Origin of the sequence: Lentibacter algarum (genome assembly GCF_018860975.1) — a bacterium.
GTDB lineage: Bacteria > Pseudomonadota > Alphaproteobacteria > Rhodobacterales > Rhodobacteraceae > Lentibacter > Lentibacter algarum_A.
Genome location: NZ_JAHKQI010000008.1, coordinates 877,014 through 903,602, shown reverse-complemented (window position 1 = coordinate 903,602; position 26,589 = coordinate 877,014). Strand labels below are relative to the sequence as shown.

The following is a 26,589-nucleotide window of genomic DNA, read 5'->3' as shown; positions in this document are numbered from 1 at the left end:
AAGAGGTATGCCCCCTCCAACCGCGCTCCGAAGAGGTCTGCCCCCTCCAACCGCGCGGCCTCAAGCCGTGCTCCGGCGTAGATGCCCGTTGACATATCTGCGCCTTGCAGGTTTGCGCCGCGCAGATCAAGGCGGTAGCCTTGGTAGGCATCGATGCTTTGCTTCCACGCATCAAGCTTGCTTTTGTAAGCTCTTAGGATGTCAGGGCTGAGGGGGGCTTCAGTTGGCTCTTCAGGGAGGTGCGGACAGGGCGTGTCAAACACCCATGTGGCATTGAGCGCGGCATCTTTGCCCCAGCGGGCCTCAACCTGCCTTTGCGCGCTGCCGCGGCGGCCCAAGATATCAAGCGCTTGCTGTATGTCGGCACGGGGCTTGGGCAGGGTTTGCGCCCATTTGAAGGCTATAGATTCAGTAACGAAGTTTCCAAGCCGTGCTTCGCGCTCGGCGATGTGCGCTTTTCGTTGTTTTTCTGTTGGGTCGTCTTTCAGCGGTTTCCAATCTGGCTCGGGGAAATCTTGTGGCGGTGTCGCGTTGGAGTTCTCGCGCACATAGGCGCAGACAATTTCCATGACGCGAACGTGGTCGCGGCCTTTGTCGTCGGCTGTGCTGTCTTGGGCGATGCGTTCGAGTGAGAGCAGCCCGCCGATGCGGACTTCGATGTTGGGTTCGGAGGTTTCGACGGTTTGGCCGTCGTCGTTGAGCTTTTTGACGGTTTTCTCGGCCCCAAGTTGCTCAACCGCTTTCGTGATGCGCTCGGTGATATGGCCTTGCTCGGCGGTGCGGGTTTGGCGCTCGGTTGTCCAGACGCGGACGAGGGCGAGCGGGGCGGAGAGCAACCCGCCGAGGGCCGTTATCAGGCCAACGAAGGCGAGGATGTGCCAGCGTAGGTCGCTGCCTTTTTCTGTGGGGCTAAACGTGACGGCGAGTTGCCAGAGCGCCCAGAGGATATGAGCGAAGAGGAACAGCCAGACAGGGGCGAGGAGGATGGCGAGGATTTTGAGGAAATCCTGTGCGCCGCGGTTGTGCTTTGTGTTGGCGGGTTTGCCGGAGGGCAATGCGAAGTAGATGAGCGCCGAGCCGATCACGATTGCAAGGGCCAGCCCCAGTGTGATCGCGATATTGGCGGGGAGTGTTAGGCCGATAGTGATGTTGTTGTCTGACATTGGCGCGCTCGCGGGTTGGGTTGGGTGTAGCCTAGCGCTCGCAGGCGGAGATAGGAAGCCTGCGCGCGGGACTTGCCGAGGGGCGAGCAAAGCCATAGACGGGGGGAAACGAAATATAAGGTTTGCCTGCTATGCGTCTGTCACGTTATTTCCTGCCCGTTCTTAAAGAAACCCCTGCGGAGGCGCAGATTGTGTCGCACAGGCTCATGCTGCGTGCGGGGATGATCAAGCAGTCGGCTGCTGGCATTTATTCGTGGTTGCCGCTTGGTTTTAAGGTTCTGCGCAAGATCGAGAATATTGTGCATGAAGAGCAAGCGCGTGCCGGGCATATTCCTATTCAGATGCCGACCATTCAGAGCGCTGATTTGTGGCGCGAGAGCGGGCGGTATGACGATTACGGCGAAGAGATGCTCAGGATCAAAGACCGTGGCGGGCGTGATATGCTCTTTACGCCAACGGCTGAAGAATTGGTGACCGACATTTTCCGCAGCCATGTGAACAGCTATAAAGACCTGCCGCTGACGCTCTATCAGATCCAGTGGAAGTTCCGCGACGAAGTGCGTCCGCGTTTTGGCGTGATGCGGGGCCGCGAGTTTTACATGAAGGACGGGTATAACTTCGATTTGACCAAAGAAGACGCGCTGCATGCCTACAACCGCCATCTTGTGAGCTATCTGCGCACCTATGAGCGCATGGGTTTGCAGGCTATTCCGATGCGTGCCGACAGTGGGCCTATCGGGGGCGATGACACGCATGAGTTCTTGGTCTTGGCCGAAACGGGCGAGAGCGAAGTGTTTTATGACAGCGCCGTGACCGACCTGACTTTTGGCGACCGCGAGATCGACTATGACGATGTGGCGCAATGTGCGGGGGTGATGGAAGAGTTCACCACCAAATATGCGCGCACCGACGAAACCCACGAGGAAGCGCTGTTCAACGAGGTGCCCGAAGAGCGGCGGATGACGGCGCGGGGCATTGAAGTCGGGCAGATATTTTACTTTGGCACCAAATACTCGGAAGCAATGGGCGCGACAGTGCAGGGGCCGGACGGCAAGCCTGTGGCTGTGCATATGGGCTCGCATGGGATTGGCGTTAGTCGCCTGTTGGGTGCGATCATTGAAGCCAGCCACGACGAGAACGGCATCATCTGGCCTGAAGGCGTGACGCCGTTTCATGCGGGGATTGTCAACCTCAAGCAGGGCGACGAAGAGGCCGACGCAGCCTGTGAAGCGCTTGAGGCGGCTTTGGAAGCTGCCGGGCTTGAGCCTTTGTATGACGATCGCAAGGAGCGCGCTGGCGGCAAGTTTGCGACGATGGATCTTATCGGCCTGCCTTGGCGCATCACCGTTGGGCCACGCGGCCTCAAGAACGGTGTTGTCGAGCTGACCAGCCGCCGCACGGGCGAAAGCGAAGAGCTGCCGCCTGAGGCTGCCGTTGCCAAGCTTGTAGAGATTTACAAAGATCACATGGTAAAGGGGCTATAGGAGAAGGCGGGCCGCAGCCTTGGGCCGCAGATCTGCTAGCGCCACGCTTGAGCACATAAGGAAGACTTGTTGATGTTGCGTTTGTTCTTGTTGGCGTTCTCGCTTGTTACGGCTTTCACCGCGGTGCCTGTCGCGGCGCAAGACAGCGCCACGATCGCGCGGATCGAAAGCACCTTCCGCGCTTGGGCGTCTGAGTTGGGCGCTGACAGGGGCACTTTAGCGGTGACTTACAAGGGTCGCGTTGTGCATGAGGCGGGGCTGAACATGAACGCGCGCGCGCCTGTCGAGATTGCCTCGCTGTCTAAGGCGATCACAGCGGTTTGTGTGAAGCGTGCTGTCGACAGCGGCAAGCTGCGCTATAACAGCCGGATCGGGCCATTGCTGAGCAAGCGCATCACCTTTGCCACGCCCAAGCTTGAGCAGATAACGGTTGCGCAACTGCTAACGCACACGGCCGGGCTTGGGCCAGATGCTACGCAGCGCTCGATGGTGGCAAACTTCCGCGCAGCAAAGCCGCAGCACTGGCAGGATGCGCAGGCAGCTTTGGGGCGTAAACGCCAGACGAAACGCGCCGGAAAAGTGTTTTACAACAACGAGAACTACGCGATTTTGGGGGCTGTCATCGAGGTTGCGACGGGGCGCTCGTATGCGAGCTACTGCGCACCCAAAGGCGCCAGGCCGTCAAAGCTTTCACGCGGGTTTTTGCCCTTTGGTGGTTGGCAGATGAGCGCCGCAGACTATGCGCGCTTCTTTGCCAAAAACTTCGGGCAGGGTGCGATTGCCAAGCAACCGAATGCCTTTCCGAATGCCCGCTATCTTAAGCCGACACGCTACGGCATGGGCGCGTTTTACCGCAGGTTCGGCAAGGGGTTCAACTTTTGGCATGTCGGCGCGTTTTGCATGCCCGGCCAGATGAACGCCGCGGCTTGGGCCGTGCACTGGACCAACGGCTACGGCGTGACGCTGTCGGTGAACCACTGCCCGAAGCTGGCAACCTTCGGCAGGCTTGACAAGGCGATGGTCAAGGCGGTGTTCCGTTGATCCTGCGTGCGCTGACTTTCGCGGGCGGGCTTGCGGGAGCGGCAGGGCTGTCGCAGTTTCCCGAGTTTAGCCAGCAATACATGCAACGGCTTGGCGGTGCTGTTGATGAATTAAGCCGCTTCGTTGCCGAGTTTGACGCCGATGCCGATGCGCTGGGCCTGAGCCGTGAGGCGGCGCTGGTTGATCTCGCCAAGGGCGGCGATATGGGCGCGGCGCGGGCTGATACTGTGGTTGGCACCATCGAGCGCCACGCGCGGTTGTCAGATGATCTGGCCGCGCTGCAAGGTGCTGGCCCGTTCACCCGCGCTTACGAGATGCGCCGCTTCACAGACCGAGAGATTAGCAGCCGTGCGCTTGAGGCCTTCAAGCCCGCGCTCCCGCTGAGCTTTGAAGGTGGCGTTTTTGCGGGCGCCGGATTTCTGGCGGGTTTTGGCAGTCTTTGGCTTTTACTTGGCCTCGGGCGGTGTATGTTTTCACGCAAACGACAAGAGGTTTAAGATATGTTCCCACTCAGCGAGACGTTTATTGTCATAGGGCTTTTTGCCTTGGGGATCGGGGTTGGCACGGTCTGCCTGTTTGCACTGTTGAGGGTGTCTTGGCGGCTGGGCGCCTTTCTGGGAATTGGGGCGGCGGCGCTTGTCTTGGGGCTGGTGCTGATCGAAGGCGATCTGTTTCGCGAAGTGACCACCGCGCATTTTTGGAGTTTGATTGCGCTTTGTCTTACACCGGCCTTTGCTTTGGTCTGGGCTTTGGTGGTGTGGTTTTGGGTGCCTAACATGGCGCGGGGCATTGCCCTATGTCTGCTGCCTGCGCTGGTGATTGCCGGGGCCGGTTTTGCACGGCAGACGGTTCCTGATGATATTTGCTCGCAAAGCCATATTCCGCTGCAAATCGGCCAAGGGGAGTATCACTTGCCGCCGGAGCTTGGCGGCGCGGTGAAGCTTGAAGGGCAGGGCGGTTTTTTGACTTACGTCACCGGAATACGCCGGAAGGAAGACATGCGCCGCTTGTGCAAGGTGACAGAGGGCGGGCATACGCTTGTAAAGGCCGATCAGATGCGGATTATGCCCAGCATACTGGCATATCCGATTCACCTTGCGTGCAGCGGGGACACGCCAGCGCAGTTTTGCGAAGGATATCAAGGACATTTTGTTAGAAGGATCGGCTCGCTTAGCGTGATGAAGCGTGACGAAACCAGCCTGCGCCACGAGATGAGCCAACAGGGCAAGACCAAGGCGGAGGGCATAGTTTTTGAAGGCGACGAAGCGTCGGGCTATATGTGCAAAGTGGTGCCAAACACCCGTCGCGCGGGCCATTGCCGTTTGTGGAAGCCGCTTGGGGAAGATACAGTTGTGCTGATCACGTCCCTCGATAGCTACGGAACAGATGACGTGGAAGTCGCTATTGCCGAGCTAGAAGACGCGTTGGCATTTTATTTAGAGGCGATTGCGCGCTGAGTCTGCGCATCCTTGCGGCTTTCACTTGACCTCGGCGCAGGGCGAGGCCAGTTTGCCGCAAAAACAAGAGAGCAGAACCTATGGCCCTTTCCAGTCCGCCATTTGCCGGCCACGAGTTGATGATCGCTTGGCGCTATCTGCGTGCCCGCAAGGCCGAGGGCGGTGTCAGTGTGATGACATGGATCAGCCTTATCGGCATTATGCTGGCGGTTGCCGCTTTGATTGCGACGCTGGCGGTGCGCTCGGGGTTTCGGGCCGAGTTTGTTGATACAATCCTTGGCGCAAATGCGCATGTGACAGTGTTTAACAGCGCTGAAGTGCAGGAGAACGGCCTGCTGACCCGCACGATAAACGACTACGACGAGATGGCCGAGCGGCTGCGCGCTGTCGAGGGCGTGACGCGGGCTGCGCCGCTGGTGAAGGGGCAGGTCATGGCCAACTCACGCGGACGCAATGCTGGTGTTGAAGTCTACGGCATCACTCAGGAAAACTTGCTGACCATCCCGCGGGTGGTGACCCCGCAGTATCAGGAAGGCGACATTGCGCGCTTTGCCGAGGGTGTCGCCATCGGCTCGGGCGTGGCGCGCGAGCTGGCGGTGAAAACCGGCGACAAAATCAAGGTTATCAGCCCCAACGGTGTGAAGACAGCCTTTGGCACCAGCCCGCGCGTGCAGGCGTTTGAGGTTGTCTATATCTTCACCGCGGGGCGCTATGATATCGACCGCACGCGGGTTTACATGCCCTTTGATCAGGCGCAGCTTTTCTTCAACCGTGAAGGGCTTGCTGACGAGATCGAGGTGATGGTCGAGGAGCCCTCGAAGGTTGACGACATGGCGCTGAAACTGATCGGCGCTGCGGGTGATCGGGCGCTGACCTGGACATGGAAAGATGCCAGCGGCAGCTTTTTGAATGCGCTTGATATTGAAGACAACGTAATGTTTGTGATCCTGTCGATCCTTGTGCTCATTGCCGCGATGAACATTGTTTCGGGTTTGATTATGCTGGTCAAAAACAAGGGGCGCGATATTGGAATTTTGCGCACCATTGGCCTGACGGAAGGCGCGATCTTGCGGGTGTTCTTCATTTGCGGGGCGTTCACGGGCATTATAGGCACGGCGCTGGGCGTGCTTCTGGGCTGCCTCTTTGCGATCTACATCGACCCGATATTTGCCATCGTCAACGGCTTTTCCGGCGGCGAAATCTGGGATCCTTCCGTCCGCGGCATATCGTTTTTGCCTGCCAAGTTGCAGCTCAATGACGTGATGAGCGCCGTGAGCCTGAGCCTTGGGCTGAGCTTTATTGTCACCATCTTTCCGGCGCGCCGTGCGGCGCGGATGAACCCTGTGGAGGCACTGCGCTATGAGTAGTCAATCTGTGCTGAGCCTTAAGGGGATCAAGAAGACATACAACGCCGGAAAGCCCAACGAAGTTAAGGTGCTGCGCGGCATTGATCTTGAGCTAAAAGAGGGCGAGATCGTGGCGATGGTTGCGCCTTCGGGGGCGGGAAAGTCAACGCTGCTGCATATTGCCGGCCTGCTGGACACGCCCGACACGGGGCTTGTTGAGATCGGCGGAGAGAACTTCAGCCGGCAGTCAGACCGCCGCCGCACCCGTGCGCGCCGCGAGGATGTGGGCTTTGTCTACCAGTTCCATCATCTGCTGCCCGAGTTTAGCGCGCTGGAAAACGTGATGCTGCCTCAGCTTGCCAACGGTGTGTCACGCACTTCCGCCAAAGCGCGGGCGTTTGACATTCTGGGCCGTGTCGGTGTGGCTGAACGTGCAGATCATAGGCCTGCTGATATGTCGGGCGGCGAGCAACAGCGCGTTGCCTTTTGCCGCGCGCTTGCCAATGCGCCGCGCCTGTTGCTGGCAGATGAGCCAACGGGCAACCTTGACCCGACCACCGCCGAGAAGGTGTTCACAAGCCTGATGGAACTGGCCCGCGAGACGGGGCTGTCGGCGTTGGTGGCGACGCATAATCTTGAGCTTGCGGCGCGCATGGACCGGCAGGTAAAGCTTGAAGAGGGCGTGCTTGTCACTGCCGATTAGGGGAGCCTGAGCATGGTAGACGTAAGCATTGTAGACATCACCGAACTGACCAAGCGTGCGCTTGAAAAGCATGGCGCGGCAGGCTGGATTGCCGAGAGCGTGGCCGATGCCGTGGGCAAGGCCGAGAGCGTCGGCAACAAGATTTGCGGTTTGTATTACCTTGAGAGCTACTGTCAGCAACTCGCCAGTGGGCGCGTGAACGGTGCCGTCGAGCCTGATGTGCGACGGGTCAAACCCGGCACTGTGCAGGTTGATGCAGGGTTCGGATTTGCGCAGCCGGCTTTTCAGCGCGGCTTGCCGGAAGCTTTAAGTGCGGCTCGCGAATGCGGCGTTGCCACGCTGGCGATTGGTCATGCGCACACCTGCACCAGTCTGGGCTATTTCACCGAACAAATCGCGCGCGCGGGGATGATCGGCTTTGGGCTGACCAACGCCTCACCTATTGTGGCCCCTCCCGGGGGAAAAACGCGGGTGATCGGCACCAACCCCATCGCATTTTCGGTGCCTGACGGGCAGGGCGGTGTGGCCATGCAGTTTGATCAGAGCACCACCACCGTTGCGCTCGGCAAGATCACCATGGCCAAGGCGGCGGGCAAAAGCATCCCGCCGGGTTGGGCTTTGGACAGCACGGGTGCCCCAACGACCGACCCTGACGCCGCGATCAAAGGCTCGCTTGTCAGTATGGGCGGTTACAAGGGATGGGGCTTTGGCCTGATGGCCGAGCTTCTGGCAGCGGGGATGACAGGCGGTGTTGCCAGTGTTGATGTGAAGCCCCTGAAAGCGCCGGAGGGTGCGCCGCATGACCTCGGGCAATTCTATATGCTGATTGATCCGGGCAGCTCTGATGCCTTTGCCGCAAGGCTTGCACAGGTGAGCGAAGCGATTGCACAGGATGAGGGCGCGCGCATGCCCGGGCAGGGGAAAACTCCTGCTGATGCAGTCGAGGTTGACGCCGCATTCTGGGCGCAAATGCAGGCATTGGCGGCAGGATAAGGCCCGCTTCATAACCTATTTTTGACAAATTGACAGTATAGCTCTGACGTAACGGGGCACCATTGTTGTGCCTGAAATGTGAGAGGGCGCGTTATGTTGAGTGCAATGGTTCTGATGATGCTGGTTGGTTTGCCACTTATGCTGGTGCCGCTGGATGTGCTGGACAGCAGCGACGAAGCTGAAGATGAAATTGACACCGGATCTGAAACTGGTGACACGATTTCCACCGGCGGCGACACCGATACCGACACAGATACCGACACCGATGCGGACAGCGATGCGGACAGTGATACTGGCGCCGATGCGGGCACTGATTCAGACTCTGACACACCTGCTGAAGCGATCATGGGGGATGAGCAAGCGAATGTCATAACCGGAACCGTCGGTGACGATGTGATCAACGGCCTTGAGGGCAACGATGACCTCTCGGGCGTGCAGGGTGCCGATACGCTCGACGGCGGCGAAGGCGACGACTTCTTGCGTGGCGGCGAAGGTGACGATGATCTCCTTGGCGGTGCAGGTAATGACAACATCAATGGTAACGTCGGCAACGACACGCTCGACGGCGGCGCTGGCAATGACAGAGTTGACGCTGGCGAAGGCGACAATGTGCTCACAGGCGGCGTGGGTGCGGACACGCTCTACGCGAACCAAGGGGCTGACATTCTCAACGGCAACGCGGGCATGAGCTCGGATGCCGACATGGACAACCTGAGCGCAGGTGGCGGCGATGACGTGCTCTACCTCGGCGAGGGCGACGAGGGCACAGGCGGCGCAGGGGCCGACAGCTTCAACATCTTCTCGGATGTGGCGACTGGCGTGAGCATCCTTGATTTTGACACCACAGAAGACATGCTTGTGGTGATACACGAGCCGGGTGTAACGCCCACGATTGTTGACCAGCGCGTTGAAGCGAGCGGCGTGGTTGTTGAGCTGTCAACCGGAGCTGATATCACGCTTTACGGGCTGACGGCAGTTGTTCCGGACGCACAGATCAGTTTTGTCGAGCAGGCGGCCTAAAGCGTTTCGAGATTAAGTTGAAGCACAACTTGATTTCAAAGCTTGCAGAGCATCAATTGCTTGCACGCGCTCCGCCTTTTTATTGAGACACTGCGAGAAAGCGAAGTGCTTTAGGCCTGCTGGGTGAGCCAGACACCCGAGGCCATAAGCGCAATGCCCGCCGAGCGGCTAAGGGTGAGCGGTGATATGCGCGCGCCAAACAGGCCGTAATGATCTATCAGCGCGGCTGAGATGAGCTGCCCCAAAAGCACAAAGAACACAGCATTGCCGACACCGAATTTCGGGGCGACCCATGTGATCGACAAGATGTAGAAGGCCACAAGCAAACCGGCGAGAAACAAGTGCTTTGGCGCGTCATGTGCCTTTGCGAGGGCCGTGTGAGACCCTGTCAGCACGAGGATGATCGCGGTTGCTGACAGCGCCACGGTGAACAGGATCATGGCGGCTGCGACGGGCGTGCCCAGACGGGTGCCAAGTGCTGCGTTAAGTGCGGCCAGAACCGGAATGCCAATGCCGGCAGCAAGCATTATCGAGGCGTAGGTATAGGTGCTTTGCATGGGGTATCCTTAGGCGAGATAGAAGGTTGCCGTGGCTGTGGCGACGAGTTTGTTTGAAGGCCTCGCTATCATGTCGGCGCGCGTGAAGATCAGCTTTTTCCCGGGCTTGACGATATGTGCCTCGCAGCGAATTTTTTCACCAAGGCCGGGGCGCAGGAACTGCACTTCAAGGTTGGTTGTCGCAACAGGGGTGAGCCCATCAAACAAGCCGAAACAGGCAAAGACCATGCTTGTATCAGCCAAGGCAGCAAGCGCCTGACCTGAGAGAACGTCGCCCATGCGGGTAAGTTCGTTGGTGATCGGCATTTCGAGTGTTGCCCCTGCCGCATTTATCTCTGTGATGCGCAGGTCTAACGCCTTGATCCAGGGTGCAAAATTGTCAGCAAGAAAGGTTTGGGACTGGCTGGTTGTAAGGGGCATTTACGAGCTCGGTTGTGCGGTGTTAGGCTAAGTGTGACACGCAGGCGGCGAATGATCCAGATCAAAGCCGCGTGCAGGGTTTTGAACCTAACAGAGCACAAGAGCACAAGAGCACAAGAGCACAGCAACGAGGGCAGGTAGATGCGCACAACAGGAATAATAGGAATTGCAGTTTTGGCTGCGTTTACAGCGGCTTGCATGAATGTCGCGATGCCTGATGCCAGCGAAGGGGCGCAAGTCTATGCTAACAATTGCGCCATGTGTCACGGCCAAAGCGGGCGCGGTGATGGCGTTCTGGCGGCTGACCTGAGCGTCAAGCCAGCCAACCTGACGCAACTCACACGCGACAACGACGGTGCTTTTCCTGTTAATCAGGTGTTGTCATACATCGACGGTTACTCGCGGCAGGCGCGCGAAGATGTCGAAATGCCGGAATTCGGGCTGATGCTCAAAGGCCCAAGCGTGCCGATCGCGACAGGCGACGGTGTGATGACGCCAACACCGCGGCCTTTGGCGGCGCTGCTGGCTTACCTGGAGAGCATTCAGCAGTAACTCACGTCCAGTCGAGCACCACCTTGCCGGAGCCTTGCTGCATGGCCTCAAAGCCTTTTGCGTAGTCCGCGAGCTTGAGGCGGTGGGTGATCACCCCGCGCACATCAAGGCCGTTTTCGAGCATGGCGATCATCTTATACCAAGTCTCGAAGATCTCGCGGCCATAGACGCCTTTTATGGTGATCGCCTTGAAAACGATGCGCGACCAGTCAACAGGGCTTTTGCCCGGCGGAATACCAAGCAGCGCAATACGCCCGCCCATGACGAGGTTTTCGACCATCTGGTCAAGCGCCATCTGACTGCCTGACATCTCGAGGCCGACATCAAAGCCTTCCTTCATCTTCAGCGCGCCTTCGACTTCGTGCAGGTCGGTCTCGGCGACGTTCACGGGCACGACATCGGCAACCTGTGCCGCCAGATCAAGGCGGCGTTGGTCGATGTCGGTGATCACCACATGCCGCGCGCCGACGTGACGGGCGACACAGGCGGCCATGATGCCGATGGGGCCAGCGCCGGTGATCAACACGTCCTCGCCGACCAGATCATAGCTCAGCGCGGTGTGCACGGCGTTGCCGAGCGGATCTAGGATCGCGCCGATCTCGTCATCAATCGCATCGGGAAGGGGCACAACATTGAAGGCAGGCAGGCGCATGTATTGGGCAAAGGCTCCGGGTTCGTTGACACCGATGCCGCGGGTTTGCGGATCAAGGTGAAACTTGCCTGCACGGCTTTGGCGGGAGTTCTTGCCGATCAAATGCCCTTCGCCAGAGCAGCGTTGACCAAGCTGCAAATCATGCACATCACGGCCCAGCTCGACGATTTCACCGGCGAACTCATGCCCCGTGATCAGGGGGGTCGGCACGGTGCGTGCGGCCCAGTCGTCCCAGTTCCAGATGTGCAGATCGGTGCCGCAAATGCCGGTTTTGTTGATCTTGATCAACACATCCTCCGGGCCGATCTCGGGCAGGGGCTCGCTTTGGAGAGTGAGGCCGGGCTGCGGCGCGGTTTTGACGAGGGCTTGCATCGAATTTTTCATCGGTTGTTCCCTTCAAACTCAAACGCTAGCCATGTCCAGCGAATGCCTGCGGTAGTGTTGCTGTCTTGAACAGATGCTGCGGTGTGGCGCTCAAGCTCGCGAAAACCAGCGGTGCCAAAAAGCGCCGCAGTGTCAGCCGCGTTGACCTCGTAAACCGGAAGGCCAGGGTGTGAAGGCCCATGGCGCAATGATAGAATTAGACGGCCTTGGGGACGCATGAGCTTGGCAAGTGAGATCGCCGCTGGAGCGCGTTTGTTTGGCTCGAGATGGTGCCACACAGCGGCCAATGTGATCAGATCGAACTGCCTTGCATCACGCAGCAAGCTGCTTGGATCGGGGAGACCATCATGCACCCAGGTTATGCGCGGGTCGCGGTGGCTGGCTTTGTCGTGAAAACCTGCCACAGGTTCTGCTGCGATCACATTATAGCCGAGCTCGGCAAACCAACGTGCATCGCGGCCCGAGCCTGCGCCAATGTCCAAACAGTTAGCAGGTGGTTGCGGCAAGAGATGCGCTACGGGGGCATAGACCTCGTCACTTGAGAGGCTGTTGTATTTGTTTTCTAGCTGCGCGTAGTGCTCCGAGTAAAAGGCAACTGCATCCTGTGGCTGCGTATTGCTGCTCATGAAATCACTCCTGTTTCGCGGCCCGCCTCGGCGAAGGCAGTGAGGGCTGTGTCGAGGTCATCGCGGGTGAGTGCGGCGTTCATCTGGGTGCGAATGCGGGCTTGGCCTTTGGGCACAACGGGGAAGAAAAAGCCGGAAACATAGACGCCGCGTTTGTCGAGCGCAGCGGCCATGTCTTGCGCGAGCTGTGCCTCGCCGAGCATCACAGGGATGATCGGATGCTCGCCGGGAAGGAGGGTGAAGCCGAGCTTTGTAAGCCCCGCGCGCCAATAGGCGGCATTGTCAAACAACTGTTTGCGCAGGTTGTCGCCTTCTATGACGAGCTTCAAAGCGGCGGTGCCGGCGGCGGTGATTGACGGCGGCAGGGCGTTTGAAAACAGGTAGGGCCGCGCGCGTTGGCGCAGGAGGTCGATCACCGGTTGTGGGCCAGCGATATAGCCGCCAAGTGCCCCGCCAAGGGCCTTGCCAAGGGTGCCGGTCATGATGTCGACAGGGGCGTTGAAATGTGCGGGCGTTCCGGCGCCTTGCGGCCCCATAAAGCCGGTTGCGTGGCAGTCATCAACCATGGTGATCGCGTCGTAGCGTTCAGCCAGTTTGGTCAGTTCAGAAAGGTTCGCGAGTGTGCCGTCCATCGAGAAAACGCCGTCGGTGGCAACCATGATATGACGCGCGCCTGCTTCGCGTGCTGCTTTAAGCTGCTCTTCCAAGTCATTCATATCATTATTTTTATACCGATACCTCTTGGCCTTGCACAGGCGCACGCCGTCGATGATGCTGGCGTGGTTGAGCGCATCGGAGATGATCGCGTCTTCGGGGCCAAGCAGCGGCTCAAACAGCCCGCCGTTGGCGTCAAAGCAGGCGGCGAACAGGATTGAATCATCCTTGCCGAGGAAGCTCGCAAGGGCGCTTTCAAGCTCGCGGTGCAGATCGGCAGTGCCGCAGATAAAGCGCACCGACGCCATGCCGTAACCGTGGTTTTGCATGGCCTCTGTCGCGGCTTCAATCAGCGCCGGATGATCGGCCAGACCAAGGTAGTTATTGGCACAAAGATTGAGCATCGGGCGGCCTTCGGCGGTGATGCGCGCACCCTGCGGTGTGGTGATGGCGCGCTCGCGCTTCATCAGTCCGTCGGCTTCGATCTGCTTGAGGGTGTCGGTGATGGTGTTGAGAAAATTGCTCATCGCGGCCTCGCTGTCATTGCTTTACGGCAGTGATATGCCGTGCCGCAGCCATAGCTGAAGCCCAAGCCCATTGGAAGTTGAACCCGCCAAGCCACCCCGTGACATCAACACATTCACCGATAAAGTAGAGGCCATGTTGGTGCGCGGACATCATGCTTTGAGAGCTGAGTTTGTCGGTCGCGACACCCCCGAGGGTGACTTCGGCGGTGCGATAGCCTTCGGTTCCTGTGGGCTTGAGGTGCCATGCTTGCAAGGCGTCGGTGATCTCGGTGAGGCGGGCGTCCGATTGATCGGCGAGGTTGCCTGTGAGGGCGAGTTCAACTGTCAGATGGTCAACAAGTTTGGCGGGTAAAAGCCGTGCGAGCTCGGTTGTCAACTGCTTGCGACCAGAGGTTTGGCGTTGCGTGCGAAGGGCCTTCAGCAGGGTGTTGTCGGGGTCAAGGTTGAGGATGATCTCTTCGCCCTCGCGCCAGTATGAGGAGATTTGCAGCATTGCCGGGCCAGACAATCCGCGGTGCGTGAACAGGGTTGCCTCGTCAAAGCTGACCCCGCCAGCCGTGGCGCGGGTTGGCAGGGCGGTGCCTGACATCGGTGCAAAGGGCGCGTCGGAGAATGTAAAGGGCACCAGCGCGGGGCGGGTTTCTGTTAGCCTGTGGCCAAATTGCGCGGCGATATCATAGCCGATGCCACTGGCCCCCATCTTGGGGATCGATTTGCCGCCTGTGGCGACGACGACATTGCTAGCAGTTATGGTTTTGCGCTGGCCGTCACGCTCAAGCGTTGCAGTGAAATTGCTACCGTCATGGGTGAGGTCAGCCAGCGAAGTTTGCAGCCAAAGTTGCGCGCCTGCTTGGGCCAGAAGGCCGTGAAACATCTCTATAAGTTGCGTGGCTTTGCCGTCGCAAAATAGCTGCCCGAGGGTTTTTTCGTGATAGGCGATGCCGTGGCTGGCGATCAGATCAACGAAGTCCCATTGTGTGTAGCGCGACAGGGCCGACTTGGAGAAGTGCTTGTTTTCTGAGATGAAATTGCCCGGATCGCAATACATATTGGTGAAGTTACAGCGGCCGCCGCCGGAAATACGGATCTTTTCGCCAGCCTTTTTGGCGTGATCAATGATCAGCGTGTTCGGGCCTGCATTGGCCGCGCACATGAGGCCTGCGGCACCGGCGCCAAGGATGAGTGTGTTGACTCGCATTGCTGCGGCATAGGCTGCGTGACCGTCTGTGGCAAGACGTGCAATCGCGCAGGGTGACTGTGCGCTGGCGGCGATTGCGTATTCCGACCGACAGATTAATGTTGAGGCGAATAAGGAGTTTCCGATGCCTCGACACAACACCAATGCCGCCTACGGCAGCGTTACCAAAACCTTTCACTGGATGACGGCGCTGCTGATCGTGACAGCTTTTCCTCTGGGCGTGGTTGCCAACCGGCTGCCCTATGAAAGTGCCGAGCAACTGGCGTTCAAAGCGCAGCTGTTTTCGATCCACAAGACTCTGGGCGTGGCCATCTTCTTTGTGGCGTTGGCGCGCATCATTTGGGCCTTTGGCCAGAAGAAGCCGGGTTTGCTGAATGCCGATAACCGCTTGGAGGCATTTCTCGCCGAGTTGGTGCATTGGCTGCTTTACCTGTCGCTGGTGCTCGTTCCTCTTTCGGGCTGGCTACACCATGCCGCAACGCAGGGCTTTGCGCCGATCTTGTGGCCGCTCGGGCAGGGGCTGCCGCTGGTGCCCAAATCAGAGGCCGTGGCGCATTTCTTTGGCAGTTGGCACTTTGTGATGACTAAGGTGTTGCTTGCTTCACTGGCGCTACATGTGGCCGGAGCGTTCAAACACGCGCTGCTTGACCGTGACGGAACGCTCAGACGTATGTGGTTTGGTCAGCCCATTGCCGCGGTGCCGCCCGCACAGACGCACAGCAAAAGGCCCGCTGTTGCAGGGTTTTCTCTCTATGCTGTGGTGATCCTTCTGGCGTCATTGATGGGCCTGCCGCGCGGCGAGGGTGAAGTTGCGCCAACCGCCTCGTTGGAGCGTGTTGAAAGCGAGTGGACAGTGACGCAAGGCCAGCTCGAGATTGTCACCCAGCAGTTTGGCGCGCCGCTCGCTGGAAGCTTTGCTGACTGGACTGCCCAGATCAGCTTTGACGAGCAAGCGAGCGAGGGCAAACACGGGACAGTGCGTGTCGAGATCGCGGTCGCCAGTCTGACGCTTGGCTCTGTCACATCGGACGCGCTTGGCGCCGAGTTCTTTGATGCGGAAAGTTTCCCTGTGGCGGTGTTTGAGGCGGATATCATCGCTGCATCAGAGGGTTACATTGCTAAGGGAATGTTGAACCTGAAAGCGGCTACCGTCGCTGTCGAGCTGCCTTTTGAGCTAACGATCGAGGGGGATACAGCGCGAATGACCGGCAGCAGCAGTGTTGACAGGCGGGACTTTGCTATCGGCGACAACTACAAGAGTGAGGGCGAGGTCGGCTTTGTTGTCGGGATCAATGTCACGCTCACGGCCACACGCTAGCCGCTGGTGTCAGGCATAAAAAAAGCCCCGACCACAGAGGTCGGAGCTTTAGGGCCGAAGCTTTGATGTGAAATACGCTGATTACTCGGCCGCAACCGCTTCCAGTGAGATCATCACCGAGACTTCGTCGCCCACGTAAGGCACAAACTTGCCGAGGCCATAGTCGCTGCGCAGAATGCTTGTCTGGGCGTCAAAGCCGAGCATCGGTTTGCCATCACGGCTCTCGCCTGTCTGGTTGAGTTTGGCGTCGAGTGTGACGGTTTTTGTCATCCCGTTGAGTGTCAGATCACCTGTGATCTCGGCTGTCGCTTCGCCGGTCACGTTGATGGCCGTTGACTTGAAGCTCACATCTTTGTCATCGCTGGCGCCGAAGAAGTCTTCACTCATGAAGTGTTTGAAGCGCGCTTCCCAGCCTGTGAGCATTGTGTCGACAGGAAAAGAAACCGAAACAGTTGAAGCAGCAGGCGCGTCTGCGTCAAACATGATCTCGCCTTCAAAACCCGAGAACATGCCGTAAGTTGTTGAATAGCCTTGGTGAACATACGAAAAAACGATCTGGCTGTGCGAGGCGTCAAGATCGTATTTTACCGGGGCGGCAAAGGCGGTTGTGGCTGATACTGTGGCGGTTGCGGCAGCAAACGCGGCTGCGAGAAGTGTGGATTTCATGAGAGTCTCCTTGTTGCATATGTTCGTAACGTGGGGGTTGTCGGCGTGCTTTACCACCCGTTGTCTATGCACAGAGTTTGTGTGAATTTGCACAGGTACTCCTAACGTCGCTGTTAACGTCACAGTAAGTGTCAAAGTGGCGAGCCCGCGACCTGCCTGCGAATCGCCTACTTCACAGGGGCGAATCACTATGTTAGAGTGTCGGGATAGACCCCGAGAACGGGGCGATTTGAGGCAGAATTAGCGGTGATAGTCAGATGACTGAGATGGTGTATGGCACGGTTCCCGTGCGGACGGGTGAGCCTGTGCTTCCGAAGTGGTGGCGCACGTTGGATAAATGGACGCTGACGTGCATTTTGGCGCTATTTGGTATCGGGTTGCTCTTGGGGCTGGCTGCGAGCCCGCCTTTGGCAGCACGCAACGGTTTTGGCGCGTTTCACTATGTGCAGCGGCAAGGCCTGTTTGGTGCGCTGGCGATCATGGCGATGATGATCACTTCAATGATGCCGCCGACGCTTGTGCGACGTTTGGCTGTGATCGGTTTTTTGGCCGCCTTCGTGGCGCTTTGCGGGCTGCCGTTCTTTGGTACGGATCACGGCAAAGGCGCGATGCGCTGGTATTCGCTCGGCTTTGCTTCTGTCCAGCCGAGCGAGTTTCTCAAGCCCGGATTTGTGGTGGTGTCGGCATGGTTGATGGCGGCGAGCTTTCAGATCGGCGGGCCTCCGGGCAAGCTTCTGTCTTTGGCGATGACTGTCGTCATTGTGCTCATACTGGCGATGCAGCCTGACTTCGGGCAGGCGGCGCTTATCCTGTTTGCTTGGGGTGTTATGTATTTCGTTGCCGGTGCGTCGATGACCGTGCTGGTTGCTTTGGCCGGGATCGTGGTTGCCGGCGGCTCTTTTGCTTACACGGCTTCCGAGCACTTCGCGCGGCGCATTGACGGTTTTCTTAACCCCGAGATCGATCCGCGCACCCAACTTGGCTATGCAACAAACGCCATTCGCGAAGGCGGGTTTTTCGGCGTTGGTGTCGGTGAGGGGGAGGTGAAGTGGAGCCTGCCTGACGCCCATACCGACTTTATCATTGCTGTCGCGGCAGAGGAATACGGGCTTGTTCTGGTGCTGATTATCATTGCGCTTTATGCCTGTATTGTCTTTCGTTCAACCATTCGGCTGATGAGCGAGCGTGACATGTTTGTGCGGCTTGCGGGCACGGGCCTTGCGGCGATGTTCGGCGTGCAGGCGATGATCAACCTTGGGGTTGCAGTTAAGCTGTTGCCGGCCAAAGGTATGACACTGCCCTTCGTCAGCTACGGCGGCTCTTCGCTTATTGCGGGGGGTATTGCGGTAGGCATGCTCCTTGCATTTACGCGCACAAGGCCGCAAGGGGAGATAGATGATCTCTTCAGGGGCCAAAAGCGATGACCAAAAAACAGCCGCTTCTTATTATCGCGGCAGGCGGCACGGGCGGACATATGTTCCCTGCGCAAGCGCTTGCCGAGCAGATGTTGCGCGGCGGCTGGCGTGTCAAGCTGAGCACCGATGCACGCGGCGCTCGTTACACCGGCGGTTTCCCGCATTCCGTCGAGATCGAGCAAGTTAGCTCGGCGACATTTGCCCGCGGTGGTATCACTTCGAAACTTGCTGTGCCATTTCGCATCGCTGGCGGCATACTGCGCGCCGCTATGCGCATGTTGCGCGACAAGCCCGATGTGGTTGTCGGCTTTGGCGGCTACCCGACGATACCGGCTATGGGCGCGGCCTGGTTGCTGCGCAAGCCACGGATGATCCATGAACAAAACGGTGTGTTGGGCCGTGTGAACCGTATCTTTAGCAAGCGGGTTGATGTTGTCGCCTGCGGCACTTGGCCGACCACGCTGCCTGAGGGTGTTGAGGGTATTCACACCGGTAATCCGGTGCGTGGCGCAGTGCATGAACGTGCTGGCGCGGCCTATATCACACCCGGGGCCTACCCGATGTCGCTGCTGGTTATCGGCGGCTCGCAAGGCGCAAAAATTCTGAGCGACATGGTGCCAAAGGCGATTGCGATGCTGCCCCCGGCTTTGCTGGAGCATCTGCGCATTGCCCATCAGGCTCGCGACGAAGACGGCGAGCGCGTGGCCGCGTTTTATGCGCAAAACGGCATTCCTGCCGAGGTTGAGCCTTTCTTTCATGATGTGCCTGCGCGGATGAGCGAAGCGCAGTTGATCATCTCGCGTTCGGGGGCTTCAAGTGTCGCTGATATCAGCGTTATTGGCCGCCCCTCTATCCTTATTCCATACGCTGCCGCAGCAGGCGACCATCAATCAGCCAATGCGCGAGGCCTTGCGGAAGCGGGCGGGGCGATCGTAATTCCCGAAAGCCAGTTGACGCCTGAGGTGCTGGCCGAGCAGATCCTTGCGGTGATGGATACCGAAGAGGGAGCGCGGTTGATGAGCCAGATGGCGCTGTCAGTGGCGAAACCGGAAGCAACAGAAGAACTTGTGAAGCTGACCGTAGAGTTGGCACAAAGAGGTAAATAGTATGAACGCAGCCGCAACCAAGCTGCCCGGCGATGTCGGATCTATCCATTTTGTCGGCATCGGCGGTATCGGCATGTCGGGCATCGCAGAAGTGCTGCTCAACCACGGGTATGTCGTGCAGGGCAGTGACCTGAAGCGCTCCAAGATAACCGAGCGGCTCGAAAAAATGGGCGCGCTGATCTTTGAAGGCCAGCGGGCCGAGAACCTTGCTGATGCCGAGGTTGTGGTGATTTCGTCGGCGATCAAACCGGGCAACCCCGAACTTGACGAAGCCCGTCACAAGGGCTTGCCTGTTGTGCGTCGCGCCGAGATGTTGGCCGAGCTGATGCGCCTCAAATCAAACATTGCTGTTGCGGGGACACACGGCAAGACGACAACGACGACGATGGTTGCAGCGCTGCTGGATCACGGAAAATTTGACCCGACAGTTGTGAACGGCGGTATCATTCATGCCTATGGCAGCAATGCGCGTTCGGGTGACGGCGAGTGGATGGTTGTCGAGGCCGACGAGAGTGACGGCACTTTTAACCGCCTGCCAGCAACGATCGCGATTGTTACCAACATTGATCCTGAACACATGGAGCATTGGGGCACCGAGGAAGCGCTGCATCAGGGCTTTTACGAGTTTGTCTCTAACATCCCTTTTTACGGCCTTGCGGTGTGCTGCACCGACGACAGTGACGTGCAAACGCTGGTCGGCAAACTGACCGACCGCCGCGTTGTGACCTACGGGTTTAACACCCAAGCCGATGTGCGCGCGGTGAACCTGCATTACAAAAACGGCGTGGCCTGTTTTGATGTGATCTTGCAAAGCGAGGGCAAGCGCATTGACGGCTGCACACTGCCGATGCCGGGCGACCACAATGTTTCAAACGCTTTGAGCGCGGTTGCCGTGGCGCGGCATTTGGGCATGAAGCTTGACGAAATCCGCGAGGCGCTGGCGGCGTTTGGCGGGGTAAACCGCCGCTTTACACGGGTTGGCGAGGTTGATGGCGTGACGATCATTGACGACTACGGCCACCACCCGACCGAGATTGCCGCCGTGCTCAAGGCCGCGCGGCAGGCTTGCGAGGGACGCATTATTGCCGTGCACCAACCGCACCGTTACACGCGCCTGCACCACCACTTTGAAGAGTTCTGCGCTTGTTTCAACGAGGCCGATGTTGTCGGGATCACGGACATCTACGCCGCCGGAGAAGAGCCTATCGCGGGCGCGAGCCGTGATGATTTGATCAGTGGGTTGATCGCGCACGGGCACCGCAACGCGCAGGCTGTGCCTGATGAAGCGGCCTTGGCGGCTTTGGTCAGGGCTGAGGCCAAGGCGGGTGACATGGTCGTATGTCTCGGCGCCGGCACGATCAGCGCTTGGGCGAATAACCTGCCGGAAATGCTCAAGAAATAGAGTGAATTGAGCCTAATCAAGGCGGAAGGTTTGTAGCTGGTTTAGACTGCTTTTTTACAACAAGGAGCATGACATGGCAGATGAACTGAAACGCAAGATCGGACTGAAACTGCTGACGGCATATGGCGTTGGGGTGATGGTTGGCGCGGGTATCTACGTGTTGGTCGGTGCCGTTGCGGCCGAGGCAGGCGTTTGGGCGCCGTTGGCGTTTTTGATCTCGGGACTGATCGCTGCACCGACGGCTTTAAGCTATGCCGAGTTCTCAACACGTATTCCGGAAGCGGCGGGTGAGGCGGCTTATGTCGGTGCGGGCTTTGGCAAGCAGGGTTTGGCGGTGTTCGTCGGGTTTGCGATTGTGCTTGCGGGAACGGTTTCGGCGGCGGCAGTGCTGCGTGGCGGCGCAGGGTATCTGATCGCCTTGACCGGCTTTCAATTTGAACCGACGATTATGCTGATGGGCGTAGCGCTGATCCTTGTGGCGCTTGCCGGTGTGCTTGAAAGCCTGACGCTAGCGGCGATTTTCACTGTGGTTGAGGTGATCGGCCTCGGCTTTGTTGTCTATGCGGGTTTGAGCAGCGAGGCACAGGTGAGCTTTACCGCGCCCGAGCCTGTCGTTTGGGGAGGGATCGCCTCGGCGGCGGTGCTGGCGTTCTTTGCCTTTATCGGTTTCGAGGACATCGTCAACATGGCCGAAGAGGTGCAAGATCCGACCCACGTTTTGCCCCGCGCCATATTGTATTCGCTGCTGATCACCTCGGTGCTTTATGCGTTCGTGGCCTATGCTGCGGTGCGCGCTGTGCCGCTTGAGGTCTTGGCAAAAAGCGAGCAGCCGCTGGCGCTTGTCTGGACGCAGGCCTATGGCGGTCAGGCGGCATTTTTGTCAGCGATCGCGGTTGCCGCGGCGTTAAATGGCGTGCTGGCGCAGATCGTTATGGCCAGCCGTGTGCTGTTCGGGCTTGGCAAGCGCAACGCGATGATGGCGATCTTTCACCATGCGCATCGCAAATGGGGTACGCCTGTGCTGGCGACGGCACTTGTTGGTCTCGGCGTCATGGGCGCAGCACTTGTTTTGCCGGTCGCCGAGCTTGCCGAAATCGCTGCTGGCATACTGCTGTCGGTTTTTGTGCTGGTAAATGCAGCGCTAATCGTGTTGAAGCGCTCGAAACCGGATGCGCCGTTTCGCGTGTCGATGGCTGTGCCCGTTTTCGGGCTGGTCGCATCATTGGCCGCTTTGGCTGTGACGATTGGAGCAAATTTGTGAGCACACCTCTCTGGCTTGGCATTCTCTGGGTGTTCGCCGCGACGGCGACGGCGTTTTTGCGGATTGGCAAGCAATATGTGCCAGCGGTGATCTTGCTCGTTGCGGCACCTTTCATCATCGTTTGGATCGGATATGTGCACGGCTGGATATTTAGCGGGTTGGCCTTTGCTGGCTTCATTTCGATGTTTCGCAACCCCTTGCGGTTTATCTGGCGCAAGTATGTGCGCGGCGAAGACCTGGAGCTGCCGGAATGAGCCTTTCGCTGATCCTTGCCTGCATCTGGGGGCTTGCCGCCAATGTGCTGGCGATGTTGCCAAGCCGAGATAACTACTGGGCGCGCGCTTATGTGCTGATCGCTTTGGGCATTCCGCTGCTTGGCTTTGTGACTTATCAGAACGGGCCGATCGTCGGCTTTCTGGTGTTGCTGGCGGCAATGAGCGTGTTGCGCTGGCCGGTTGTCTACCTGATGCGCTGGATACGCGGGGCTTGAGTGATGTCTGACACAATGCCTGAAGTGCGCGGTAAACTTGTAGAAAGTAAGCTGCTCAGTGAGCTGACATGGCTACGTGTCGGAGGGCCTGCGGACTGGTTGTTCATGCCGGCCGATGTTGAGGATCTCGCGCAGTTCTTGGCCGCTTTGAGCCGTGATGTTGCAGTGTTTCCGATGGGGGTTGGCAGCAACCTGATCGTGCGGGACGGCGGGCTCAGGGCCGTTGTTATCAAGATGGGCCGCGGTTTTAACCACATTGAAGTTGAGGGCAACCGTGTGCGCGCCGGTGTTGCGGCGCTTGATGCGCATGTGGCGCGAAAAGCGGCTGACGCGGGTGTTGATCTGACATTCCTTCGCACGATCCCCGGCTCTGTTGGCGGCGCCGTGAAGATGAACGCGGGCTGTTACGGAAGTTATACGGCGGATGTGTTCACCGAGGCCACGGCTGTAACCCGCGACGGCAAGATCGTGACGCTCACGGCTGACGATTTGCAGTTTCAGTATCGCCAAACAGAGCTGCCCGAGGGCTGGGTGCTTGTTGAGGCGGTGTTTGAGGGGCCGAGCGGTGTGCCGGAGGCGTTGCACACACGCATGGAGGCCCAGCTCAAGAAACGTGACGAGACACAACCTACCAAAGAGCGCAGCGCTGGCAGCACCTTTCGCAACCCTGCTGGGTTTAGCTCGACAGGGCAGGCCGATGACACCCACGAGCTCAAGGCGTGGAAGGTGATCGACGATGCAGGTATGCGCGGTGCCACACGTGGCGGCGCACAGATGAGCGAGATGCATTCGAACTTTATGATCAACGCCGGTGGCGCAACTGCCGCAGACCTTGAAGGTTTGGGCGAAGAAGTGCGAAAAAAGGTTTACGATTCAGCCCAAATCACGTTAGAATGGGAAATCATGAGGGTTGGTGAACCGACCCCACGAGCAGATCAATAGTCAGGCAAGACTAATACATATAGAATAGTCAGTAACGAGGGCCGCTAAATAGGCTCCGAATTTGAGGCGGAAGTTGGGATGTCGGGCAGGACAGACCTTAATGTTGTGGTGTTGATGGGTGGACCATCGGCTGAGCGGGAGGTTTCTCTTTCGTCGGGCCGTGAGTGCGCCGAAGCGCTGCGATCAGAGGGCTACACAGTAACCGAACTTGACGCTGGCCGCGATGTTGCCGAGCGGCTGAAGGCCTTGGCGCCGGACGTGGTGTTTAACGCACTTCACGGCCGCTGGGGCGAAGACGGCTGCATTCAGGGCCTGCTTGAATGGCTGCAAATCCCTTACACGCATTCTGGTGTTCTGGCCTCTTCACTGGCGATCGACAAAGAGCGCACCAAAGAGCTTTACCGCCAGCACGGCCTGCCTGTTGTCGAAAGTCTTCTGGCACCAAAAGCCGAGGTTGCGGCCAAGCATGTTATGGCGCCACCCTATGTGGTGAAGCCGTTCAACGAGGGCAGCTCGGTTGGGGTTTACCTTGTGCATGAAGCCGCAAACAGCCCGCCGCAGCTGAGCGAAGACATGCCCGAAACCGTGATGGTCGAGGCCTATGTGCCCGGGCGTGAGCTGACGGTGAGTGTGATGAACGGCCAGCCAATGTCGGTTACCGAGATTATCACCGAGGGCTGGTATGACTATGATGCCAAGTATCAGGAGGGCGGCTCGTTGCATGTTTGCCCTGCCGACATTCCGCAAGACATTTTTGATCTGTGTATGAGCTACGCCGTCACGGCGCATGAAGCGCTTGGATGCAAGGGTGTGAGCCGCACGGACTACCGCTGGGATGACAGCAAAGGGGCTGCCGGACTGTTCTTGCTTGAGACCAACACCCAGCCTGGCATGACGCAGACATCGCTGACGCCTGAACAGGCTGGTGCGCTTGATATGAGTTTTGGTCAGCTGTGCGGCTGGCTGGTGGAGGACGCATCATGCAACCGCTGAGCAAACAGCCCACGACAGCCAAGCGCATTCAGAAGTCGGATCCGGCGCCGAGCCGCTGGGCCTACCGCTTTGAGCGGCTGATGCTGACACCGGTGTTTCGCAAGGCTATGCGGATTGGTTTGCCGTTCAGCGTGTCGTTGTTGTTGGGGCTGGCGTATTTTGCCGATGAAGCCCGCCGCGAGAGCTTCAACATGGCACTGATTGATGTGCGCGACGATTTTCAGAACCGCCCGGAGTTTATGGTCAACCTGATGGCGGTTGATGGAGCAAGCACAGCTATAGCGGAAGAAATACGCGCTGTGGTTCCGCTTGATTTCCCGCTGAGCTCGTTTGAGCTTGATCTGGAAGACATCCGCAACAATGTCGCCGAACTGGCGGCTGTGAAAAAGGCGACAGTGCGCATCAGAACCGGCGGCGTTTTGCAGATTGATGTGACGGAACGCCAACCCATAGCGATCTGGCGCACCTATGAGGGTATCGAGTTGGTGGACAATGCCGGCGTAGCTTTTCGCGCTCTTCCGAGCCGCATGTCACGGCCCGACTTGCCGCTGATTGCGGGCGAGGGCGCCGCCAAACATTTGCCGGAGGCGATGCAGCTGATACGCACCGCAACACCGCTTCACAAACGTATGCGCGGGTTGGCTCGTATGGGCGAGCGCCGATGGGACATTGTGCTTGATCGCGGTCAGCGCATCATGCTGCCCGAGAAAAACCCCGTGCAGGCGTTGCAACGGGTTATGGCGCTGAACAGCGCACGAGATTTACTAAAACGTGATGTGGCTGCAGTTGATATGCGGCTGGCCAAGCGCGTGACGATCAGACTGAATGAAGATGCAGTTAAGCAACGGTGGAAAGCCCGCGCGACTGAGGCGGAGATACAAGAATAATGCTAGAGCTCTATGAATCCCAACGCGCGATGCGCGCGATGCGCAAGGCTGCAATGCAACGGGGCGTTGTCGCCATTCTCGATGTCGGAAGCTCAAAGATCGCCTGCCTCGTGCTGCGGTTTGATGGCTCTGATCTGGCCGACGAAACGGCGATGCCGATGGCAGGGCAAGCGGGCTTTCGCGTGATTGGCGCGGCAACGACACGCTCTCGCGGGGTGCGCTTCGGCGAGATCGAGATGATGGCCGAGACCGAGCGCGCCATTCGCACCGCTGTTCAGGCTGCACAAAAGATGGCCAACATTCGGGTTGATCATGTGATCGCTTGCTTCTCTGGCGCTGATCCGCGCTCATACGGGCTTGTCGGTGAGACAGGGCTTGAGGGCCACGTTGTCACCGAGCAAGACGTAAGTCGCGTGCTCAGTGCTTGCGATGTGCCTGACTTCGGGCAAGACCGCGAAGTGCTGCACGCGCAGCCGGTAAACTTTGCTCTGGATCATCGCTCCGGTCTTGCTGATCCGCGCGGCCAAATGGGCCAGACGCTGGCCACAGACATGCACCTGCTGACAGTTGACGCGAGTGCCGTTCAGAACTTGTCGCATTGTGTGCGCCGCTGCGATCTGGAGCTGGCAGGCATCTATTCGTCGGCTTATGCTGCGGGCTACGCGGCGCTTGTCGAAGACGAGCAAGAGCTGGGCGCGGCTTGTATTGATATGGGCGGCGGCTCGACAGGGCTGTCTATCTTTATCAAGAAACACATGATCTACGCCGACGCCGTGCGCCTTGGTGGTGACCATGTCACCAGCGACATTTCGATGGGCCTGCAAGTGCCGATGGGGGTCGCGGAGCGGATCAAGACTTTCTACGGCGGTGTTGTCGCAACCGGAATGGACGACCGCGAGATGATCGACATCGGCGGTGACACGGGTGATTGGGAACATGACCGCCGCTCAGTGAGCCGCACCGAGCTGATCGGGATTATGCGCCCGCGTGTCGAAGAAATTTTTGAAGAGGTGCGCGCCAAGCTTGATGCCGCCGGATTTGACCACCTGCCAAGCCAGCAGATTGTGCTGACAGGCGCGGCGAGCCAGATACCGGGGCTGGATGGGCTTGCGAGCCGCATTCTAGGCCAGCAAGTGCGCCTCGGGCGGCCGCTGCGGGTGCAAGGACTGCCGCAAGCCGCAACAGGGCCGGGCTTTGCCAGCGCCGTTGGCCTCTCGCTTTTCGCAGCGCATCCACAGGACGAATGGTGGGACTTTGAACTGCCGGTTGACACATACCCCGCGCGTTCTCTCAAGCGCGTGGTGCGCTGGTTCCGCGACAACTGGTAGAGGC

General features: G+C 58.7%; 28 protein-coding genes. 20 read left to right on the top strand and 8 right to left on the bottom strand.

Annotation, left to right across the window (positions count from 1 at the left end; translation table 11 throughout):
• The coding region (locus KO498_RS13845) for a pentapeptide repeat-containing protein (protein ID WP_252731413.1) at window positions 1-1,163 on the bottom strand (1,163 nt) is incomplete at its 3' end.
• 131 nt (window positions 1,164-1,294) lie between these two features.
• On the opposite strand from KO498_RS13845, the gene proS reads away from it, so the two are divergent.
• The 8 genes from proS (at window position 1,295) to KO498_RS13805 (ending at window position 9,207) form a co-directional block, all read left to right on the top strand.
• Entirely contained in the window at window positions 1,295-2,647 is a 1,353-nt protein-coding gene (proS, locus tag KO498_RS13840) for a proline--tRNA ligase (protein WP_215960464.1), read from the top strand.
• Between the two features lie 72 nt (window positions 2,648-2,719).
• Entirely contained in the window at window positions 2,720-3,688 is a 969-nt protein-coding gene (locus tag KO498_RS13835) for a serine hydrolase domain-containing protein (protein WP_215960463.1), read from the top strand.
• Window positions 3,685-4,185 (top strand): DUF2937 family protein, encoded by a 501-nt coding sequence (locus KO498_RS13830; protein ID WP_215960462.1) that lies wholly within the window; start codon window positions 3,685-3,687, stop codon window positions 4,183-4,185. Before KO498_RS13835 ends, KO498_RS13830 begins: the two co-directional genes overlap by 4 nt.
• Window positions 4,186-4,188: 3 nt before the next feature.
• Window positions 4,189-5,145, top strand: a complete 957-nt coding sequence (locus tag KO498_RS13825; RefSeq protein ID WP_215960461.1) for a hypothetical protein — start codon at window positions 4,189-4,191, stop codon at window positions 5,143-5,145.
• Between the two features lie 80 nt (window positions 5,146-5,225).
• Window positions 5,226-6,512, top strand: a complete 1,287-nt coding sequence (locus KO498_RS13820; protein WP_215960460.1) for a lipoprotein-releasing ABC transporter permease subunit — start codon at window positions 5,226-5,228, stop codon at window positions 6,510-6,512.
• Window positions 6,505-7,194: an ABC transporter ATP-binding protein gene (locus KO498_RS13815; protein ID WP_215960459.1), complete on the top strand. Its 690-nt coding sequence runs from the start codon at window positions 6,505-6,507 to the stop codon at window positions 7,192-7,194. The genes KO498_RS13820 and KO498_RS13815 overlap by 8 nt, the downstream gene beginning before the upstream one ends.
• Before the next feature lie 12 nt (window positions 7,195-7,206).
• On the top strand, window positions 7,207-8,187 hold the full coding sequence (locus KO498_RS13810) for an Ldh family oxidoreductase (RefSeq protein ID WP_215960458.1): 981 nt from the start codon (window positions 7,207-7,209) through the stop codon (window positions 8,185-8,187).
• 93 nt (window positions 8,188-8,280) lie between these two features.
• A complete protein-coding gene (locus KO498_RS13805; RefSeq protein ID WP_215960457.1) occupies window positions 8,281-9,207 on the top strand; it encodes a calcium-binding protein in 927 nt (308 codons plus the stop codon).
• Between the two features lie 110 nt (window positions 9,208-9,317).
• On the opposite strand, the gene KO498_RS13800 is transcribed toward KO498_RS13805, so the two are convergent.
• Complete coding sequence (locus KO498_RS13800; RefSeq protein WP_215960456.1) at window positions 9,318-9,764, bottom strand: DMT family transporter; 447 nt, start codon at window positions 9,762-9,764, stop codon at window positions 9,318-9,320.
• Between the two features lie 9 nt (window positions 9,765-9,773).
• Complete coding sequence (locus tag KO498_RS13795) at window positions 9,774-10,184, bottom strand: PaaI family thioesterase (RefSeq protein WP_215960455.1); 411 nt, start codon at window positions 10,182-10,184, stop codon at window positions 9,774-9,776.
• Window positions 10,185-10,358: 174 nt separating this feature from the next.
• Between KO498_RS13795 and KO498_RS13790 the strand changes: the two genes are divergently transcribed.
• Window positions 10,359-10,736: a c-type cytochrome gene (locus KO498_RS13790; RefSeq protein ID WP_252731412.1), complete on the top strand. Its 378-nt coding sequence runs from the start codon at window positions 10,359-10,361 to the stop codon at window positions 10,734-10,736.
• Window position 10,737: 1 nt separating this feature from the next.
• Here KO498_RS13790 and tdh read toward each other — a convergent pair whose 3' ends face one another.
• Genes tdh through KO498_RS13770 form a run of 4 tightly spaced genes read right to left on the bottom strand, consistent with a single transcriptional unit; the run spans window position 10,738 to window position 14,777 of the window.
• On the bottom strand, window positions 10,738-11,772 hold the full coding sequence (gene tdh / locus KO498_RS13785; RefSeq protein ID WP_252731411.1) for an L-threonine 3-dehydrogenase: 1,035 nt from the start codon (window positions 11,770-11,772) through the stop codon (window positions 10,738-10,740).
• Window positions 11,769-12,398, bottom strand: coding sequence for a class I SAM-dependent methyltransferase (locus KO498_RS13780; protein WP_215960453.1), 630 nt, complete (start codon window positions 12,396-12,398; stop codon window positions 11,769-11,771). The genes tdh and KO498_RS13780 overlap by 4 nt, the downstream gene beginning before the upstream one ends.
• Window positions 12,395-13,579, bottom strand: a complete 1,185-nt coding sequence (locus KO498_RS13775) for a glycine C-acetyltransferase (protein ID WP_215960452.1) — start codon at window positions 13,577-13,579, stop codon at window positions 12,395-12,397. The genes KO498_RS13780 and KO498_RS13775 overlap by 4 nt, the downstream gene beginning before the upstream one ends.
• 13 nt (window positions 13,580-13,592) lie before the next feature.
• Window positions 13,593-14,777, bottom strand: a complete 1,185-nt coding sequence (locus KO498_RS13770; protein WP_215960451.1) for an NAD(P)/FAD-dependent oxidoreductase — start codon at window positions 14,775-14,777, stop codon at window positions 13,593-13,595.
• A gap of 124 nt (window positions 14,778-14,901) precedes the next feature.
• On the opposite strand from KO498_RS13770, the gene KO498_RS13765 reads away from it, so the two are divergent.
• Window positions 14,902-16,095 carry a cytochrome b/b6 domain-containing protein gene (locus KO498_RS13765; protein ID WP_215960450.1) on the top strand — a complete coding sequence of 398 codons (1,194 nt, stop codon included), beginning with the start codon at window positions 14,902-14,904 and terminating at the stop codon, window positions 16,093-16,095.
• An 81-nt stretch (window positions 16,096-16,176) separates the two neighbouring features.
• Here KO498_RS13765 and KO498_RS13760 read toward each other — a convergent pair whose 3' ends face one another.
• Complete coding sequence (locus KO498_RS13760; protein WP_215960449.1) at window positions 16,177-16,761, bottom strand: YceI family protein; 585 nt, start codon at window positions 16,759-16,761, stop codon at window positions 16,177-16,179.
• Between the two features lie 257 nt (window positions 16,762-17,018).
• Between KO498_RS13760 and ftsW the strand changes: the two genes are divergently transcribed.
• The 10 genes from ftsW to ftsA all read left to right on the top strand — a co-directional run bounded on the left by ftsW (window position 17,019) and on the right by ftsA (window position 26,585).
• A complete protein-coding gene (gene ftsW, locus KO498_RS13755) occupies window positions 17,019-18,185 on the top strand; it encodes a putative lipid II flippase FtsW (protein WP_215960448.1) in 1,167 nt (388 codons plus the stop codon).
• Window positions 18,182-19,282, top strand: coding sequence for a UDP-N-acetylglucosamine--N-acetylmuramyl-(pentapeptide) pyrophosphoryl-undecaprenol N-acetylglucosamine transferase (locus KO498_RS13750; protein WP_215960447.1), 1,101 nt, complete (start codon window positions 18,182-18,184; stop codon window positions 19,280-19,282). The genes ftsW and KO498_RS13750 overlap by 4 nt, the downstream gene beginning before the upstream one ends.
• A gap of 1 nt (window position 19,283) precedes the next feature.
• Entirely contained in the window at window positions 19,284-20,684 is a 1,401-nt protein-coding gene (murC, locus tag KO498_RS13745; protein WP_215960446.1) for a UDP-N-acetylmuramate--L-alanine ligase, read from the top strand.
• Between the two features lie 73 nt (window positions 20,685-20,757).
• Window positions 20,758-21,945 (top strand): APC family permease, encoded by a 1,188-nt coding sequence (locus KO498_RS13740; RefSeq protein ID WP_215960445.1) that lies wholly within the window; start codon window positions 20,758-20,760, stop codon window positions 21,943-21,945.
• Window positions 21,942-22,199: a DUF2484 family protein gene (locus KO498_RS13735; protein WP_215960444.1), complete on the top strand. Its 258-nt coding sequence runs from the start codon at window positions 21,942-21,944 to the stop codon at window positions 22,197-22,199. The genes KO498_RS13740 and KO498_RS13735 overlap by 4 nt, the downstream gene beginning before the upstream one ends.
• Window positions 22,196-22,435 (top strand): DUF2484 family protein, encoded by a 240-nt coding sequence (locus KO498_RS13730; protein WP_215960443.1) that lies wholly within the window; start codon window positions 22,196-22,198, stop codon window positions 22,433-22,435. The genes KO498_RS13735 and KO498_RS13730 overlap by 4 nt, the downstream gene beginning before the upstream one ends.
• Before the next feature lie 3 nt (window positions 22,436-22,438).
• Window positions 22,439-23,377 (top strand): UDP-N-acetylmuramate dehydrogenase, encoded by a 939-nt coding sequence (gene murB, locus KO498_RS13725; RefSeq protein ID WP_215960442.1) that lies wholly within the window; start codon window positions 22,439-22,441, stop codon window positions 23,375-23,377.
• 78 nt (window positions 23,378-23,455) lie between these two features.
• The gene (locus tag KO498_RS13720; protein ID WP_215960441.1) at window positions 23,456-24,370 is read left to right on the top strand and encodes a D-alanine--D-alanine ligase; all 915 of its coding nucleotides are present in this window, start codon (window positions 23,456-23,458) and stop codon (window positions 24,368-24,370) included.
• The gene (locus tag KO498_RS13715) at window positions 24,358-25,257 is read left to right on the top strand and encodes a cell division protein FtsQ/DivIB (protein ID WP_215960440.1); all 900 of its coding nucleotides are present in this window, start codon (window positions 24,358-24,360) and stop codon (window positions 25,255-25,257) included. The genes KO498_RS13720 and KO498_RS13715 overlap by 13 nt, the downstream gene beginning before the upstream one ends.
• On the top strand, window positions 25,257-26,585 hold the full coding sequence (ftsA, locus tag KO498_RS13710; protein WP_215960439.1) for a cell division protein FtsA: 1,329 nt from the start codon (window positions 25,257-25,259) through the stop codon (window positions 26,583-26,585). Before KO498_RS13715 ends, ftsA begins: the two co-directional genes overlap by 1 nt.
• Window positions 26,586-26,589: the final 4 nt, after the last annotated feature.